This is a genomic window from Silvania hatchlandensis (genome assembly GCF_025564065.1).
GTDB classification, from domain to species: domain Bacteria; phylum Pseudomonadota; class Gammaproteobacteria; order Enterobacterales; family Enterobacteriaceae; genus Enterobacter; species Enterobacter hatchlandensis.
Map to the genome: position 1 here is coordinate 84,615 of NZ_JAMGZK010000040.1, position 16,474 is coordinate 101,088.

Here is a 16,474-nt window from a genome sequence, read left to right on the forward strand (position 1 = left end):
CAGGTATGTCGCTCTGGTTTACTCACCCGCTGTTTCTGCCCTCGCTGATTATCCTGGTCACTATCGTGCTGTGGGCGACGGCGCTACTGCCGGAATTCCTTACCGCGCTGCTGTTCTTTACCGCGGCGATGATCGCCCGAATTGCCCCGCCGGATGTCATTTTTGGCGGTTTTGCGTCGTCCGCCTTCTGGCTGGTGTTCAGCGGATTTGTGCTCGGCGTGGCGATCCGCAAAACGGGACTGGCGGACAGGGCGGCGCGAGCGCTGTCAGCCAGGCTGACCGATTCCTGGGTGCAGATGGTGGCGAGCGTGGTGCTGCTCAGCTACGCGCTGGCGTTTGTGATGCCGTCTAATATGGGGCGTATCGCGCTGCTGATGCCGATTGTGGCGGCGATGGCGAGGCGAGCAAGCATTGCCGATGGCTCCCGGGCGTGGTTTGGCCTGGCGCTGGCCGTCGGGTTTGGCACCTTCCAGCTTTCCGCTACCATTCTGCCTGCCAACGTGCCCAATCTGGTGATGAGCGGCGCGGCGGAAGGGTCGTACGGCATTCATCTCAACTATGTGCCGTACTTGCTGCTGCACACCCCGGTGCTGGGCGTTCTGAAAGGACTCATTCTGATCGGCCTGATCTGCTGGCTGTTTCCCGGCGCCCCGAAACCGGCGCAGGATCTTGCGCCACCGGAGCCGATGGGGCGCGATGAGAAGCGGCTGGCCTGGCTGCTGGCGGTGGTGTTGGTGATGTGGGTGACGGAGAGCTGGCACGGGATTGGCCCGGCGTGGGTCGGGCTTGCGGCTTCGCTGGTGGTGCTGCTGCCGCGCGTGGGGTTCATCACCGGCGAGGAGTTTTCGGCGGGGGTGAACATGCGCACCTGCATCTACGTGGCGGGCATTCTTGGGCTGGCGATCACCGTGACGCAGACAGGGATTGGCCGGGCGGTGGGCGAGGCCTTGCTGCAGGTAATGCCGCTGGATGCCGACAATCCGTTCACCAGCTTCCTGGCGCTGACCGGTATCACCACGGCGCTGAATTTTATTATGACCGCGAACGGCGTGCCGGCGCTGTACACCACGCTGGCGCAGAGCTTCTCGGACGCGACCGGCTTTCCGCTGCTGTCGGTGATTATGATTCAGGTACTGGGCTATTCCACGCCGCTGCTGCCGTATCAGGCGTCGCCGATTGTGGTGGCGATGGGGTTAGGCAAAGTGCCGGCGCGGGCGGGGATGTTGCTCTGCCTGGCGCTGGCGATCGCCACCTGGCTGGTGCTGGTGCCGCTGGATTATCTGTGGTTCAGGATCCTGGGACAGCTGTAAAAAAAGCCCGGTAGCGCTGGCGCTGACCGGGCCTTGTTCATCGGCAAACAGCGATTACGCCTGTTTAGCCGCTTCTGCTGCTTTAACGATCACCGCGAAAGCGTCAGCTTTCAGGGATGCACCGCCAACCAGCGCGCCGTCGATATCCGGCTGGGTGAACAGCTCAGCTGCGTTCGCTGCATTTACGGAACCGCCGTACTGGATGATCACTTGCTCAGCCACTTTCGCGTCGGCTTTAGCAATGTGGTCACGGATAAATTTGTGCACTGCCTGAGCCTGCGCAGGGGTTGCAGATTTGCCCGTACCGATTGCCCAGACGGGTTCGTAAGCGATAACTGCGCCTTCGAACGCGCTCGCGCCCTGCGTTGTCAGTACCGCGTCGATTTGACGTGCGCAAACTTCTTCAGTTTTGCCCGCTTCGTTTTCTGCTTCGGTTTCACCGATGCACAGAACCGGCACCAGGCCTTGCTCTTTCACCACGGCAAATTTCTTCGCGATGAACTCGTCGGATTCTTTGTGGTAAGTACGACGTTCAGAGTGACCGATGATGATGTATTTCGCGCCGATATCTTTCAGCATTTCAGCGGAGGTTTCACCGGTGAATGCGCCAGACAGGTTAACGTCAACGTTCTGCGCGCCCAGAATGATATGGCTACCGTCAGCAGCGTGTTTAGCCAGATCCAGATACATGTCCGGTGGAGCGATCGCAACGCCGCAGCCGGTCACGCCAGCCAGCTCTTTACGCAGATTCGCAACCAGTTCATTTACCATGTGGCGGCTGCCGTTGAGTTTCCAGTTACCCATCACTAAAGGATGTCGCATTTCATTTCTCCACGCTACAAGAGCGAATTAAGGATTATGGCCGCCCTGAAGGGCAGCATGGTCTGTGAATCAGTATAGAGATTTTCCCTCGAAAGGCTTTGCTTTTTGTCATTAATTCGCCCCACCGAGCGTCTCAGATAACGCCAGCTTAATCGGTTCAACAGCGAAGGTCAGCCCCTTTTCGCCGTTGTCTGCCACCACATAGCGAACCGCACCTTCCGTTTCGGCGTAGTAGCGCTTATTTTTGCCTGCCGACAGCAGTTTTTGCAGTTTTTTCTGGCTCTGGGATGGGGTCAGCGCGGGGGTAAAGGCGCGTAAAATCGCGCTCATATACTCCAGCGCTTTGGCTTTTGCGGCTTTTTGTTCTGGTCCCTGAATCGGCAGCCAGGTGATCTGCATGCTCTTAATTTTTAGCGTACCGCGCTCCAGCGCGGTAGACGCATACAGATTTTCATTAATCTTACTGGCGGCGCGGGTCAGATTCGGGGTATCCCGGGCACCGTCAATGGCACGAAATTCGCTAAGCGGAAGCCGGGGGTTGTTGCTATTGAACGTCTCCCGAAAGAGGCTAATGGACTGATCAAATGACGGCGCACCCGGCATCACATAAGGTGCGGTTGCGGGCGCGGAGGTCTGCGCTGCGCGCACAGAAATGCCCGCACCCAGCAGTGTTAAACTCAGCCAAATAAAGAGAAACCGCATCTTCATCAATAAAATCCCTGAATGTTACTGCCCACGATTAAAACGGTATCCGGCTGGCTTGTCAAAAGGATGCAACTCCAGGGTAAACTACGCTCCGCTACGATTCTAAGGAACCTGATATGACCATACAGCAGTGGCTGTTCTCATTCAAAGGGCGTATTGGACGCCGTGATTTCTGGGTCTGGATAGGCGTCTGGATTGCCGCCATGCTGATCCTGTTTACCCTGGCAAGCCGCGCGTGGTTGAGCACTCAGACCGCTGCGTTTGTGCTGGTCTCTCTGCTGTGGCCGACGTCGGCGGTGTTGGTTAAACGTCTGCACGACCGGGGCCGCTCAGGGCTATGGGCGCTGCTGGTTGTTCTGGCGTGGATGCTGCTGGCGGGGAACTGGTCGATGCTGCCGTCGATGTTGCCGTGGGTCGTTGGACGCTTAATTCCCACCATTATTTTTGTGATGATCGTTATCGACCTGGGCGCCTTTGTCGGCACCCAGGGGGCAAATAAATACGGAAAAGATACGATCGACGTGAAGTACCGTTAATTACCAGTAGTGCTCAGCAGTCATGTGGCCCGGCCGACGGCGCAAATGTTTGGTCATCTGTCGGGTCGTTTTCAGCAGTTCCTGGGTATCGCGCACCATCTGCGGATTACCGCACAGCATCACATGGCTGGTTTCAGCATTCATCGACAGGCCAACGGCCGCTTCCAGCTCCCCCTTTTCAATCAGCGCGGGCACGCGCCCGGTCAGGGAACCTGCCACCGTTTCGCGACTCACCACGGTCTGAATTTTCAGTTTGCCTTCATAGCGCTTTTGTAATTCCAGCATCAGCGGCAGATAGCTCAAATCGGCGGCATAGCGCGCAGCGTGTACCAGCACGATATTTTTAAAGCGATCCAGGTCCTGTCCGTACTGCAGAATAGAGAGATAAGGGCCGATGGCGGTACCGGTTGCCAGCATCCACAGCGTGTCGCAGGCCGGGACTTCATCCAGCACAAAGAAGCCTGCCGCTTCGCTCACAATCTGTATCTCATCGCCGGGCTTCAGCGCCGCCAGCCGTGGGCTCAGTTTGCCATCAGGGACGGTGACCAGATAGAACTCAAGGTCCGGGTTATCCGGCGCGTTAACGTAGGAGTAGGCGCGCTGCACGCGTTCGCCGTCGATTTCCAGCCCCAGCTTGGCGAATTGCCCGGCCGTGAAGGGATGGATGGGAGCATGGACGGTGAGACTAAATAGCGCATCGGTCCAGAATTCTACCTTTTTAACTTTACCTGTTACCCAGTCTGCCATGATCTTCTCCTGTGCTGATTTCTTGTTCTATCTTCCTTACCTGGGAGAGAGATTTCCAGCCCGCGCGGGCCGGAAAGCTCAATTGATCAAACGGTATTACAGAATGTGGGTCTGCACGTCGGGATCTTTGCGGTCCAGATAGTGAATCGACTGGATGCGGCGGATGGTGCGCGATTTGCCGCGGATCAGCAGCGTTTCGGTGGTCGCCATATTGCCTTTGCGGCTGATGCCGTCCAGCAGATCGCCTTTGGTGATACCGGTGGCCGAGAAGATGACGTTATCGTTACGCGCCATGTCATCCAGCTGCAGAACGGTATTGGCTTCGATACCCATGGCGGCGCAGCGTGCCAGTTCCTGCTCACCGATACGACGGTTCTCTTCGCTGTCGCCTTTTACCTCGTGACGCGCCAGCAGGCGGCCCTGCATATCGCCATCCAGAGCGCGGATTGCCGCAGCTGAAACCACACCTTCCGGTGCGCCGCCGATCCCGTACAGCACGTCGACTTCACTGTCCGGCATGCAGGTGAGGATCGAGGCCGCTACGTCGCCATCGGGGATCGCAAACACGCGCACGCCCAGCTGCTGCATATGCGCAATCACGGCATCATGACGGGGTTTCGCCAGAATGGTGACGGTCAGCTCAGTCAGTGGTTTATCCAGCGCGGCGGCAACGTTACGCAGGTTATCCGCCAGCGGCAGGTTCAGGTCGATTGCGCCTTTAGCACCTGGTCCGACAATCAGCTTTTCCATGTACATATCTGGCGCATTGAGGAACGAACCTTTATCGCCCACCGCCAACACTGCGAGCGCGTTGGCCTGACCCATGGCGGTCATGCGGGTGCCTTCAATCGGATCGACGGCGATATCCACCGCATCGCCGTTGCCGGTACCGACTTTTTCACCAATAAACAGCATTGGCGCTTCGTCGATTTCGCCTTCACCAATCACGATGGTGCCGTCAATGTTGACCTGGTTGAGCATAATGCGCATCGCATGAACGGCAGCCCCGTCAGCGATATTCTTATCGCCGCGGCCAAGCCACTTGTAGCCAGCCAGGGCGGCAGCTTCGGTTACGCGGGAAAATTCGATAGCAAGTTCACGTCTCATCAGATACTCGTGCAGTCAAAAGGGATTGCACGAAGTTTATCACAGAGTGGGAAGGGTGCGGCCTGATGCCCTCACCCTAACCCTCTCCCACAGGGAGAGGGCAGGGTGAGGGGAAGTATTACGACTCGTCGTGATCTTCCCACGCCAGCGCGCGTTTCACCGCTTTCTTCCAGCCGCTGTAGCGGAAGTTGCGCTCGGTGGTCTCGATGCCTGGACGGAATTCGCGCTCGATGACCGCTTTTTCCTGCAGCTCGTCGAGGTTCTGCCAGAAGCCCACCGCCAGACCGGCAAGGTACGCCGCACCCAGGGCCGTTACTTCACGGACTTCCGGACGCTCCACGCGGGTGCCGAGAATGTCGGACTGGAACTGCATCAGGAAGTTGTTCGCCACCGCGCCACCGTCCACGCGCAGGGCGTGCAGACGAATGCCGGAGTCAGCCTGCATCGCTTCCAGCACGTCGCGGGTCTGATAGGCGATAGATTCCAGCGTCGCGCGGATGATGTGGTTCGAGTTCACCCCACGCGTCAGGCCGAAAATCGCGCCGCGAGCATACGGATCCCAGTACGGAGCACCCAGCCCGGTAAACGCCGGTACCACGTACACGCCGTTGGTGTCTTTCACTTTGGTGGCGAAATACTCAGAGTCGAACGCGTCGCTGATAAGCTTCATCTCGTCGCGCAGCCACTGAATGGATGCGCCTGCCATAAACACCGCGCCTTCCAGAGCGTAGTTCACTTCCCCACGCGGACCGCAGGCGATGGTGGTCAACAGCCCATGTTCGGACTTCACCGCTTTCTCGCCGGTGTTCATCAGCATAAAGCAGCCGGTGCCGTAAGTGTTTTTCGCCATCCCTTCCTTCACGCACAGTTGGCCAAACAGCGCCGCCTGCTGGTCACCGGCGATCCCGGCGATAGGAATACGTGTGCCGCCTTTACCGCCGATATTGGTCTGGCCGTAAATTTCCGAGGACTTGCGCACCTGCGGCAGCATGGCACGCGGGATGTCCAACACCTCCAGCATTTTGTCGTCCCAGTCCAGCTGATGGATGTTGAACAGCATGGTGCGCGAGGCGTTGGTGTAATCGGTCACGTGTACGCGGCCCTGGGTCATCTTCCAGACCAGCCAGGTATCCACGGTGCCGAACAGCAGTTCACCGCGTTTGGCACGCTCGCGGGAGCCTTCCACGTGGTCGAGGATCCACTTCACTTTGGTACCCGAGAAGTACGGGTCGACCACAAGGCCAGTGGCGCTGCGGACATACTCTTCCATGCCGTCGCGCTTCAGCTTCTCGCAAATTTCTGCAGTACGGCGGCACTGCCAGACGATGGCGTTGTAGATCGGTTTCCCGGTTTCACGCTCCCAGACAATCGCCGTTTCGCGCTGGTTAGTAATACCGATTGCCGCAATCTCATCGGAACTGATGTCCGCTTTCGCCAGCACTTCGACCAGAGTTGAGCTTTGTGAAGCCCAGATCTCCATCGGGTCGTGTTCAACCCAGCCTGGCTTAGGATAAATTTGCTCGAATTCGCGCTGTGATACGCTGACGATATTCGCGTCATGATCCATCACGACAGCGCGGGAGCTGGTCGTGCCCTGGTCGAGCGCAACGATATATTTTTTGTCGGTCATAGTGAGGTCCCGTAGTCAGATTACAGCGAAGCGTTTTGTTGTGTGCCGGAGGTCGTGTCCTTCTCCTCGGCAATACAGGTGTCGCACGGCAAGTGGCGGCCAATCAGCTTACGATAGCCGAATGCGCCCAGCGCAGCACCTACAATGGGGCCGAACAGCGGCACCAGGAAGTAAGGAATGTCTTTTGCGCCAGTGAAGGCAACGTCGCCCCAGCCTGCAAAGAAGGCGAAGGTTTTCGGTCCGATGTCACGCGCCGGGTTCATGGCGAAGCCGGTCAGCGGACCCATCGATGCGCCGATAACCGCAATCAGCAGGCCAATCAGCAGCGGTGCCAGCGGGCCACGCGGAATGCCGTTGCCATCATCGCCCAGCGCCATGATGACGCCCATCAGGATAGCGGTAATCACCATTTCAACCGCGAAGGCCTGCACAAAATTAATGTGTGGGTTGGGATAGGTCGAGAAGATGCCCGCCAGTTCCAGACTTTCGGCACTACCGCGTACCATGTGGTGCGTCTGTTCAAAGTCGATAAACAGATTGTAATAGAGCCCGTAAACCAGCGCCGCCGCGCTAAAAGCACCGGCAAACTGCGCCACGATAAAGGGCGCGACTTTACGTCCGTCAAAGCAGGCAAACAGCCATAGCGCAATGGTCACGGCAGGGTTCAGGTGCGCGCCGGAAACACCCGCCGTCAGGTAGATGGCCATCGCCACGCCCAGACCCCAGATCACGCTGATTTCCCACTGGCCGAAGCTGGCGCCCGCTACCTTCAGCGCCGCCACACATCCGACACCGAAGAAAATAAGTAATCCGGTACCCAGAAACTCGGCGATGCACTGACCTTTTAAGGTTGAGGTTTCACTCATAATCGGATCCTGAAAGAAAATTTATGGTTATTATTCGTGTGGCCATGGTCATACCAGCCCACTCGTTCTGTAGATATAGTGTTAATTTATCGTTAACGAGCAAAAACGAGAAATATCGAAATCAAAATGTGTGTACTGCGTCAATAAAATGAGCGATAACGCGCCATGAAGTGAGCGGAGAAGCAGCGGAGTGGTAGGTGGCAGAAGCATTTCATTAACTAAAGTATTAACAATTTAGAGGTATATGACGCGAACGCACCAGGACGAGGCCGAAAAGTGTGGCAAACCGCAATCTGCGCGGTCTGCCGCTGGACAGGGACGACGGGGCTCCATACAATCGGCACTATATGTTGTGCGCGTTTACATCAAAGCGTCGCCTTGCAATTCAGGAGAGGTAGGATTATGTCGTTAGAAGTGTTTGAGAAACTGGAATCGAAAGTACAGCAGGCGATCGACACCATCACCCTGCTGCAGATGGAAATCGAAGAGCTGAAAGAAAAAAACAACACGCTGTCGCAGGAAATTCAAACTGCTCAGCACGGTCGTGAAGAGCTGGAGCGTGAAAACCACCAGCTGCGCGAACAGCAGACTGGCTGGCAGGATCGTCTGCATGCCCTGCTGGGACGTATGGAAGAGGTGTAATTCTGCTTCCGACATAAAAAAAGCATCCTCAGGATGCTTTTTTTGTTTCTGCAGGATGCCGGGTTACTCGATATCCAGCGGATCTTCGGAAAGGATAATCCCGGTATTGTCGGCGTAGAGGTGGTCGCCAGAGAAGAATGTCACACCGCCGAAATTGACGCGCACGTCGCTTTCGCCAATGCCTTCACCTGCGGCACCTACCGGAATCGCGGCCAGCGCCTGTATGCCCAGATCCAACTCTTCCAGGTCATCTACCTGACGCACTGCACCATACACCACAAGGCCTTCCCATTCGTTTTGCATGGCAAGACGGGCAAGATCGGCATCGATGAGTGCGCGGCGTACGGAGCCCCCGCCATCGACCAGCAAAATGCGACCACGGCCGTTCTGTTCGAGCAGATCGTACAGCAACCCGTTGTCCTCAAAACATTTCACCGTAATGATTTGTCCGCCAAACGACGACCGTCCTCCAAAGTTGGAAAACAGCGGTTCTACGACGTTAACATCTTCCTGGTAGATGTCACAAAGCTCAGAGGTATCGTATTTCATAGGCTTAAGGTTCAGTTGCTGCGAATGATTTCAGTATATCGCGCGAATCGCATTGTTTGCAAAATCATCAATTGTTAATTGATATTTGTCAGCTAATTCAGCGTCTGGCTAAGCACAATTCCAACCACGAACAACAAGTTAGTGAGCAGTGCACCTTTTACCGTGCGTTCGAGCATTGGCGGCATCGCGGCCGCACGTTGCTCGCGGATCACGAAACGCGCCTGCTTCACCAGCAGCGGCGCGGCAAGGATAAACAGCCAGCCCCAGACGCTGTGCAGCGACAGCAGATTAAACAGCGCCAGACACAGCAGGGCACCCATCAGCAGGCAGGCGTGGTAGCGTCGCGCATTCACCGGCCCAAAACGTACCGCCAGCGTGTTTTTACCGTTCTGACGGTCGCTGTCGATATCGCGCAGGTTATTAATATTGAGTACCGCCGTCGCCAGCAGGCCGCAGGCCGTGGCAGGCAGGAACAGGGCCGGGATCAGGGCGTGAGCCTGTAAATACCCGCTTCCCATTACGCTCAGCCAGCCAAAGAAGACCATCACAGAAATATCACCCAGACCAATATACCCGTAAGGACGGGTGCCTACGGTGTAGGTGATCGCGGCAACAATCGCCAGCACGCCCATCACGAGGAAGCCAACCACATCGGCGGGAGTTTTACAGGCCACCAGCACCAGCGACAGCCCGGAGAGGCAAATCAGCACCACGGTGATGATGAGTGCCCGCTTCATTTGCGGCTGGGTGATCACTCCTTTCTGCATCCCACGCAGGGGGCCAATCCGGTCGGGTTTATCGCTGCCCTTAACCGCATCGCCATAATCGTTGGCGAGGTTAGAGAGAATTTGCAGTAATCCGGCGGTAATCAGCGCCAGAACGGCAACAAGGGGATCGAAATATCCCTGCCACCAGGCGAGGGCTGTGCCCACCACAATGGCGGCAAAGGCGAGAGGAAGTGTTTTAGGACGTAGGCTTTCCAGCCAGGCTTGCGAACGGCTAATTTCAGTCATAGTTATTATTTGCCAATAAAAATGGGGCTTTTCAGCCCCATCATCAGTGATGAAAATGCATTGAACGCGATTATAGGATAAAACGGCTCAGATCTTCATCTGCTACTAAAGCATCAAGGTGCTTACTCACATAGTCGGCATCAATGGTAATGCTCTGACCATTCAGGTCACTGGCCTCATAAGAGATATCTTCCACCAGACGTTCCAGTACGGTATGCAGACGACGCGCACCGATGTTTTCGGTGGTTTCGTTAACCTGCCATGCCGCCTGAGCGATGCGTTTGATGCCGTCTTCGGTGAATTCAATGTTCACCCCTTCAGTCGCCATCAGCGCTTTGTACTGCACGGTGATCGAGGCATTTGGCTCGGTGAGAATACGCTCGAAATCTTCGGTTGTCAGCGCTTGCAGCTCAACGCGGATAGGCAGACGACCCTGCAGTTCAGGGATCAGATCGGATGGCTTCGCCACCTGGAACGCGCCAGAGGCGATAAACAGGATATGGTCAGTTTTAACCATGCCGTGCTTGGTGGAGACGGTGCAGCCTTCTACCAGCGGCAGCAGGTCGCGCTGTACGCCTTCACGAGACACGTCCGGACCGTTCGATTCACCACGCTTACAGATTTTGTCGATCTCATCGATAAACACGATCCCGTGCTGTTCAACGGCGTCGATAGCGTCCTGCTTCAGCTCTTCCGGGTTGACCAGCTTGGCGGCTTCTTCTTCAATCAGCAGCTTCATCGCGTCTTTGATTTTCAGCTTACGCGGTTTCTGCTTCTGGCCGCCCAGGTTCTGGAACATGGACTGCAGCTGGCTGGTCATCTCTTCCATGCCTGGAGGCGACATAATCTCCATGCCCATAGGCGCAGCGGCGAGATCGATCTCAATCTCTTTATCATCCAGCTGGCCTTCACGCAGTTTTTTGCGGAAAGACTGACGGGCGGCAGAGGGTTCAGCAGGCTGTTCGGCCTGGCCCCAATTATTTTTTGCCGGTGGGATCAGCACATCCAGGATGCGTTCTTCCGCCATCTCTTCGGCGCGATAGCGGTTTTTCTCGATCGACTGGACGCGCACCATCTTAATCGCAGAATCGGTCAGATCGCGGATGATAGAGTCCACTTCTTTACCGACATAGCCCACTTCGGTGAACTTGGTGGCTTCGACTTTGATGAACGGCGCGTTCGCCAGCTTCGCCAGACGACGGGCGATTTCGGTTTTACCGACGCCGGTCGGGCCGATCATCAGAATGTTTTTTGGCGTCACTTCATGGCGCAGCTCTTCATCGAGCTGCATGCGGCGCCAGCGGTTACGCAGGGCGATCGCCACGGAGCGCTTGGCGTTATCCTGGCCGATGATGTGTTTGTTCAGTTCGCTGACAATTTCGCGTGGGGTCATTTCAGACATGAGAAATCCTTACGCCTTAGACGGCAATTCTTCGATGGTGTGGAAGTGGTTGGTATAGATACAGATATCACCTGCAATATCCAACGCCTTCACAGCGATATCGCGTGCGCTCATGTCGGTATTTTCCAACATCGCGCGGGCAGCGGCCTGGGCGTACGGGCCACCGGAACCGATAGCAATCAGGTCGTTTTCTGGCTGCACCACGTCACCGTTACCGGTGATAATAAGCGAAGCATTTTCGTCGGCAACGGCCAGCAGCGCTTCAAGTTTGCGCAGCATACGGTCGGTACGCCAGTCTTTCGCCAGCTCAACGGCGGCTTTGACCAGATGGCCCTGATGCATTTCGAGCTTACGTTCGAACAGCTCAAACAGCGTGAAGGCGTCAGCCGTACCGCCTGCAAACCCGGCGATTACTTTGTCGTTATACAGACGACGCACTTTTTTCACGTTGCCTTTCATGACGGTATTACCCAGCGTGGCCTGGCCATCACCGGCAATTACCACCTGGCCGTTACGGCGTACACTTACTATTGTTGTCACGAAGACCCCCTGGTTTACATAATCGGAATAGGGGCCCCGAGCCAGTGCTCAGGGCTGAATAGAATGATAGATGGGGGGGATTTTGGGGGTTTCAACCCCCGGAGGCGAGTCGAATGCAGTTTGAGTGACCCGCCATCTTCAGACGAGTAATGGTGCTGTCAGCATTATCTTTGCCTTTCACCGGACCTATCACCACGCGATTCCAGCCGTTGTTGGTGGTAATGCGCGAATCAAAGCCTTCAAAGGCCAACTGCGCGCGCACGGTTTCAGCCTGCTCTGCGCCTTTAAATGAACCACACTGCACCATCCAGCGGCGCTCGTCTTTCTTCTCTGCGGTTGGCTTCGGTGGCTCGGTTTCCCGGGTGACCGGTGCCGCCTGCTGGGCTTTCGGCTGCGCTGCGGCCGTGTGCGCTGGCGTTTGCAGCAGATCCTGATACGGCTGCGCAGCGGTGCTTTGCTTCGCAGGCTGCGTTTTTGGCTGCTGCGCAGGTTGCGTCTGCACGGTACGCGGCTGCTGATACGGCTGTTCCGCTACGCGCGGCTGCGCTTTCGGCTGCTGCACCGGCTGGGTCTGCGCCCACTGCTGCTGTTGCTGCTGAGTTTGCTGCTGGACCTGACGCTGGCGCTGCAGCGTTTGCTGGCGCTGCAGCGTTTGCTGGCGTTGCGCCGCCGTCTGTTCATTCCACGGTACCTCGTTGAGCTGCGTAGGCTGCTGGCGCATATCGGCCTGCATCTGTGCCAGCAGCTGGCGCTGTTCGTTGGTTAATTGCGTGGGATCCACGACTTCGCCGCCAGCAGAAGGTTCGGTCGGGGCGCGTACGCCCGGCTGGCGACTTTCAAGCTCTTTAATATAGCGCCAGCGCTCTTCAGGCTTCGGCGGTAAGCCATTACCGACGACCTTTTTGCCCTGCAGTGCTTCCGCTTCTTCTTTTTTATGATGCGTAATGAACCAGAGGCCGCCGATGAACGCGACCAGCACCGCCGCAGCAATCGCCACCATTGCAGGCGAGACAGCAGGCAGACTACGTTGCTGGCTCCGTGAGCTACTCTTTTTGCGTCGCGAAGGTGCCGGCTGGCCGCGACGTACATAATCTCGTTGTGCCACTATCGTTTCGCTGTATTTATTCGTTTGTCAGCCCGTCATGTTACTTAAGCGGCGGGCCTTTGACCAGTCGAGGAAGTCTGAAAGGCGGTGACTTTACGTCAGCGCCTGGGTGGAACCACGAATGATTAATTCACAGTCCAGCAAGCGTGACCCACTGCTGACGGCTTGCCCGTTAAGCTGATCAAGCAACAGCAGCATCGCTTCACGGCCAATATCATAGCGTGGCTGCGCTACCGTCGAGAGCGGCGGATCGCAAAACTCAGACAATGAAATATTATCGAAACCGATAATAGAGAGATCTTTCGGTACGTTCAGGCCACGGCGTTTTGCGTAAGAGAGCGCACCCAGCGCCATCACGTCGCTGTGGCAGAACACCGCGGTAGGCGGTTCCGGCAGCGCCAGCAGTGCCTCCAGCGCCAACCCGCCGGCGGCATAGGTAAAATCACCGCGGGCTATATAGTGTGGATCAACCGTCACCCCGGTACGACGCAGGGCCTGAACATAGCCCTGCAGGCGATAATGGCACAGCGGCATCTCTTCCGGTCCAGCGATACAGCCGATACGCTTATGTCCCAGATCCTGCAGATAATTCACCGCATTAAACGCGGCGGTGAGGTTATCGATATGGACGGTGGGCAGCTCCAGCTCCGGCGCGAATTCGTTAGCCATCACCATTGGCGGGAGGTTGCGTTGCTCTTCGATGCTGGCATCGAACGGCAGACGTGAGCCGAGCAGCAGCATGCCGTCAATCTGCTTGGTGATGATCAGGTCAATAAAGGTTTTTTCCTGCTGGTTCTGGTGCGCGCAGTCGCCTATCAACACCAGATAACCCGCCGCGGCGGCAGTTACTTCGATGCCGCGTATGATTTCACTGAAAAAGGGATCGCAGATGTCGGGCACAATGACCAGAATGGTGCGGGATTCATTACGCTTGACGTTACGGCCCATCGCCTGGGGCAGATAGCCCACTTCCAGCGCCGCCTGCTCAACGCGATTACGCGTAGTCTGAGAGACTTTATCGGGATTCATTAAGGCTCGGGATACCGTTGCCGTAGAAACATTCGCTTTCAGGGCAACATCTTTCATGGTCGCCGAGGCAACCTCTTTCCTGGACTTCAACCTCTTCTCCTCACAGGCGTATCACCGGTCTTCTGACTCCGTCAGTTTTATCAGATCGTGAATGGAATCGGTTACAGAATTTTCATAAAAAGTGTGAGGCGTGTTGAATTTTTCGATCCGCCTCTCACCGTGATTCAGCTTTCAATGGGATCAACATCAAGTACCCACTTCACTTTTCGCGCGTCTGGCAGGGTATTGATCAGCGTCAGCGCGCCGCTAACGATATGTTGCAGACGAACCCGCGAAGGGTGCTGCAGCAGGATTTGCCAGCGGTAGCGCCCCCCACGTTTAGCGGCCAGCGCCGGAACCGGGCCTAAAATCCACAGCTGATTATCCACCAGCGGGCTGGCCTGCAGCAGATTGCGCAGCTGCTGGAGAAACAGCGGTGCCTGCTGGTTGTTGTGATCCTCGGCGCGGATAATCACATGGCTGGTCCACGGCGGGAGCTGCAGGGTCTGCCGCTCCGCCAGCGCCTGGTCGGCAAAAGCGTCGTAGCCTTTATGCAGCAGCGTTTGCAGCAGGGGATGATCCGGATGGTGAGTTTGCAGCACCACTTCACCCTGTTTACCCGCGCGCCCGGCCCGGCCCGCCACCTGGGTGTAGAGCTGGGCGAAGCGTTCTGCGGAGCGGAAGTCGGCAGAAAACAGCGCCCCGTCAACGTCTAGCAACGCCACCAGGGTGACATCCGGGAAGTGATGGCCTTTCGCCAGCATCTGGGTGCCAATCAGGATGCGCGCACCGCCGCGGTGCACTTCCGCTAACTGCTGCTCAAGCGCCCCCTTGCGGCTGGTGGTGTCGCGGTCAATGCGCGAGATCGCCACGCCAGGGAAGAAGGGCGTCAGCGCCTGTTCCAGCTGCTCGGTGCCCAGCCCGACCGGCACCATATGGGTGGAGCCGCACGACGGACACTGACGCGGCACCGGGCGTTGGCTGTCGCAGTGGTGGCAACGCAGATGATGCTGGGCCTGATGCAGGGTGTAGTAATGATCGCAGCGCGGGCATTCGGCAATCCAGCCACAGTCGTGGCACAGCAGCGCGGGGGCAAAGCCGCGGCGGTTCAGAAACAGGATCACCTGGTTGTTAGCCTGCAGATGCTGGCGCATGCGGGTGATGAGCGCCGGGGCCAATCCGGCCTGCACCTGCTGGCCTTTCAGATCCAGCACATGCTGAATGGCCGGACGCGCATTGCCCGCCCGGCGGGTGAGGCGCAGCAGATGGTATTTGCGCTGCTGTACGTTATGCAGGGTTTCCAACGCTGGGGTGGCGGAGCCAAGAATAATCGGGATCTGCTCGCTGTGCGCGCGGTACACCGCCAGGTCGCGGGCGTGATAGCGCCAACCCTCCTGTTGTTTGTAGGAGCTGTCATGCTCTTCGTCGATCACGATCACGCCCAGATTTTTAAAGGGTGTAAACAGCGACGAGCGGGTACCAATTACAATCGCCGCCTCACCATTTTTGGCTTTCAGCCAGGCGCTGAGGCGTTCGCTGTCATTTAACGCGGAGTGCAGTACTTCCACCGGGGCATTAAAGCGCTCGCGAAAGCGGGCGATAGTTTGTGGCGTCAGGCCGATCTCCGGCACCATTACCAGGGCCTGTTTTCCCTGCGCGAGCACATTTTCCAGCACGCTCAGATAGACTTCGGTCTTGCCGGAACCGGTCACGCCCGCCAGTAGCCAGGCAGAGAAACGGTCCGAGGCGCTGTGGATAGCGCCAACGGCGGTGGCCTGCTCGGTGTTCAGACGCAGACGATCGCCCGACACCGCAAAGCCGTCGCGCCAGTCGGTCAGCGCGGGCGCTTCGCAGGCCAGTTCGCTCAGCCCTTTTTTACGCAGGCCCTGCAGCGCCGCGTCGTTAAAATCGAGGGCTTCAACCTGATGCCGCCAGATCCGCCCCTGACGCAGGGCCGCCAGTGCCTGCTGCTGTTTCGGGGAGCGTTTCAGGCTGTGAATGTCGACGGCTTGTCCCTGCTCGGTGGCAAACCAGTACCACACCGGCGCATGGCTGGCGTTTTTGCCCTGGCGCAGCAGAATGGGTAACGCGTGAAACAGCACGTCGCCAATGGGATGGTGGTAATAGTCGGCCGCCCACAACAGCAAACGCCAGACGCTTTGTGAGAAAACCGGTTCGCTGTCCATCACCTCAATAACGCTTTTCAGCTCAGTGATCGGCAACTCGCTTTTCTCGCTGACCGCGACCACCACGCCCACGCGCTGCTGCTTGCCAAACGGCACGTTCACGCGACAGCCCGCTTTGGCCTGTATACCGTCTGGCAGCAGGTAATCAAAGGTGCGGGGAAGCGGAACGGGAAGGGCAACGTGAACAACGGGCATCGAATCTTCCTGACTTGAAAAGTGGCGCGTTAGTATACACATTAGTTGCTG

At 57.2% G+C, this 16,474-nt stretch carries 16 protein-coding genes; 3 read left to right on the top strand and 13 right to left on the bottom strand.

The window, feature by feature from the left end; genetic code table 11:
• The first annotated feature begins 5 nt into the window (after positions 1 to 5).
• Positions 6 to 1,310, top strand: coding sequence for an SLC13 family permease (locus M8014_RS04950; protein WP_271281433.1), 1,305 nt, complete (start codon positions 6 to 8; stop codon positions 1,308 to 1,310).
• Positions 1,311 to 1,364: 54 nt separating this feature from the next.
• On the opposite strand, the gene tpiA is transcribed toward M8014_RS04950, so the two are convergent.
• Positions 1,365 to 2,132, bottom strand: coding sequence for a triose-phosphate isomerase (tpiA, locus tag M8014_RS04955; RefSeq protein ID WP_271281434.1), 768 nt, complete (start codon positions 2,130 to 2,132; stop codon positions 1,365 to 1,367).
• A gap of 111 nt (positions 2,133 to 2,243) precedes the next feature.
• Positions 2,244 to 2,834, bottom strand: coding sequence for a DUF1454 family protein (locus tag M8014_RS04960; protein ID WP_418939598.1), 591 nt, complete (start codon positions 2,832 to 2,834; stop codon positions 2,244 to 2,246).
• Positions 2,835 to 2,953: 119 nt separating this feature from the next.
• Here M8014_RS04960 and M8014_RS04965 point away from each other — a divergent pair, with 119 nt between their 5' ends.
• Complete coding sequence (locus M8014_RS04965; protein WP_271281436.1) at positions 2,954 to 3,373, top strand: DUF805 domain-containing protein; 420 nt, start codon at positions 2,954 to 2,956, stop codon at positions 3,371 to 3,373.
• On the opposite strand, the gene fpr is transcribed toward M8014_RS04965, so the two are convergent.
• The 4 genes from fpr to M8014_RS04985 all read right to left on the bottom strand — a co-directional run bounded on the left by fpr (position 3,374) and on the right by M8014_RS04985 (position 7,723).
• Positions 3,374 to 4,120, bottom strand: coding sequence for a ferredoxin--NADP(+) reductase (gene fpr / locus M8014_RS04970; RefSeq protein ID WP_271281437.1), 747 nt, complete (start codon positions 4,118 to 4,120; stop codon positions 3,374 to 3,376).
• A gap of 96 nt (positions 4,121 to 4,216) precedes the next feature.
• Entirely contained in the window at positions 4,217 to 5,227 is a 1,011-nt protein-coding gene (glpX, locus tag M8014_RS04975; RefSeq protein ID WP_271281438.1) for a class II fructose-bisphosphatase, read from the bottom strand.
• 118 nt (positions 5,228 to 5,345) lie between these two features.
• Entirely contained in the window at positions 5,346 to 6,857 is a 1,512-nt protein-coding gene (gene glpK, locus M8014_RS04980) for a glycerol kinase GlpK (RefSeq protein WP_271281439.1), read from the bottom strand.
• 20 nt (positions 6,858 to 6,877) lie between these two features.
• A complete protein-coding gene (locus M8014_RS04985; protein WP_271281440.1) occupies positions 6,878 to 7,723 on the bottom strand; it encodes an MIP/aquaporin family protein in 846 nt (281 codons plus the stop codon).
• A gap of 402 nt (positions 7,724 to 8,125) precedes the next feature.
• Between M8014_RS04985 and zapB the strand changes: the two genes are divergently transcribed.
• Positions 8,126 to 8,365, top strand: coding sequence for a septal ring assembly protein ZapB (zapB, locus tag M8014_RS04990; RefSeq protein ID WP_271281441.1), 240 nt, complete (start codon positions 8,126 to 8,128; stop codon positions 8,363 to 8,365).
• Between the two features lie 63 nt (positions 8,366 to 8,428).
• Here the strand turns inward: zapB and rraA are convergent, their stop codons facing one another.
• From rraA to priA, 7 genes are all read right to left on the bottom strand, one after another.
• Entirely contained in the window at positions 8,429 to 8,914 is a 486-nt protein-coding gene (gene rraA, locus M8014_RS04995) for a ribonuclease E activity regulator RraA (RefSeq protein WP_271281442.1), read from the bottom strand.
• 92 nt (positions 8,915 to 9,006) lie between these two features.
• On the bottom strand, positions 9,007 to 9,927 hold the full coding sequence (gene menA / locus M8014_RS05000) for a 1,4-dihydroxy-2-naphthoate polyprenyltransferase (RefSeq protein WP_271281443.1): 921 nt from the start codon (positions 9,925 to 9,927) through the stop codon (positions 9,007 to 9,009).
• Positions 9,928 to 9,997: 70 nt separating this feature from the next.
• Positions 9,998 to 11,329, bottom strand: coding sequence for an HslU--HslV peptidase ATPase subunit (gene hslU, locus M8014_RS05005; RefSeq protein ID WP_271281444.1), 1,332 nt, complete (start codon positions 11,327 to 11,329; stop codon positions 9,998 to 10,000).
• A gap of 9 nt (positions 11,330 to 11,338) precedes the next feature.
• Positions 11,339 to 11,869, bottom strand: a complete 531-nt coding sequence (gene hslV, locus M8014_RS05010; RefSeq protein WP_271281445.1) for an ATP-dependent protease subunit HslV — start codon at positions 11,867 to 11,869, stop codon at positions 11,339 to 11,341.
• A 91-nt stretch (positions 11,870 to 11,960) separates the two neighbouring features.
• Positions 11,961 to 12,974: a cell division protein FtsN gene (gene ftsN / locus M8014_RS05015; protein WP_271281446.1), complete on the bottom strand. Its 1,014-nt coding sequence runs from the start codon at positions 12,972 to 12,974 to the stop codon at positions 11,961 to 11,963.
• A gap of 93 nt (positions 12,975 to 13,067) precedes the next feature.
• Positions 13,068 to 14,093: a DNA-binding transcriptional regulator CytR gene (gene cytR, locus M8014_RS05020; protein ID WP_271281447.1), complete on the bottom strand. Its 1,026-nt coding sequence runs from the start codon at positions 14,091 to 14,093 to the stop codon at positions 13,068 to 13,070.
• A gap of 134 nt (positions 14,094 to 14,227) precedes the next feature.
• Positions 14,228 to 16,423 carry a primosomal protein N' gene (priA, locus tag M8014_RS05025; protein ID WP_271281448.1) on the bottom strand — a complete coding sequence of 732 codons (2,196 nt, stop codon included), beginning with the start codon at positions 16,421 to 16,423 and terminating at the stop codon, positions 14,228 to 14,230.
• Positions 16,424 to 16,474 lie beyond the last annotated feature (51 nt).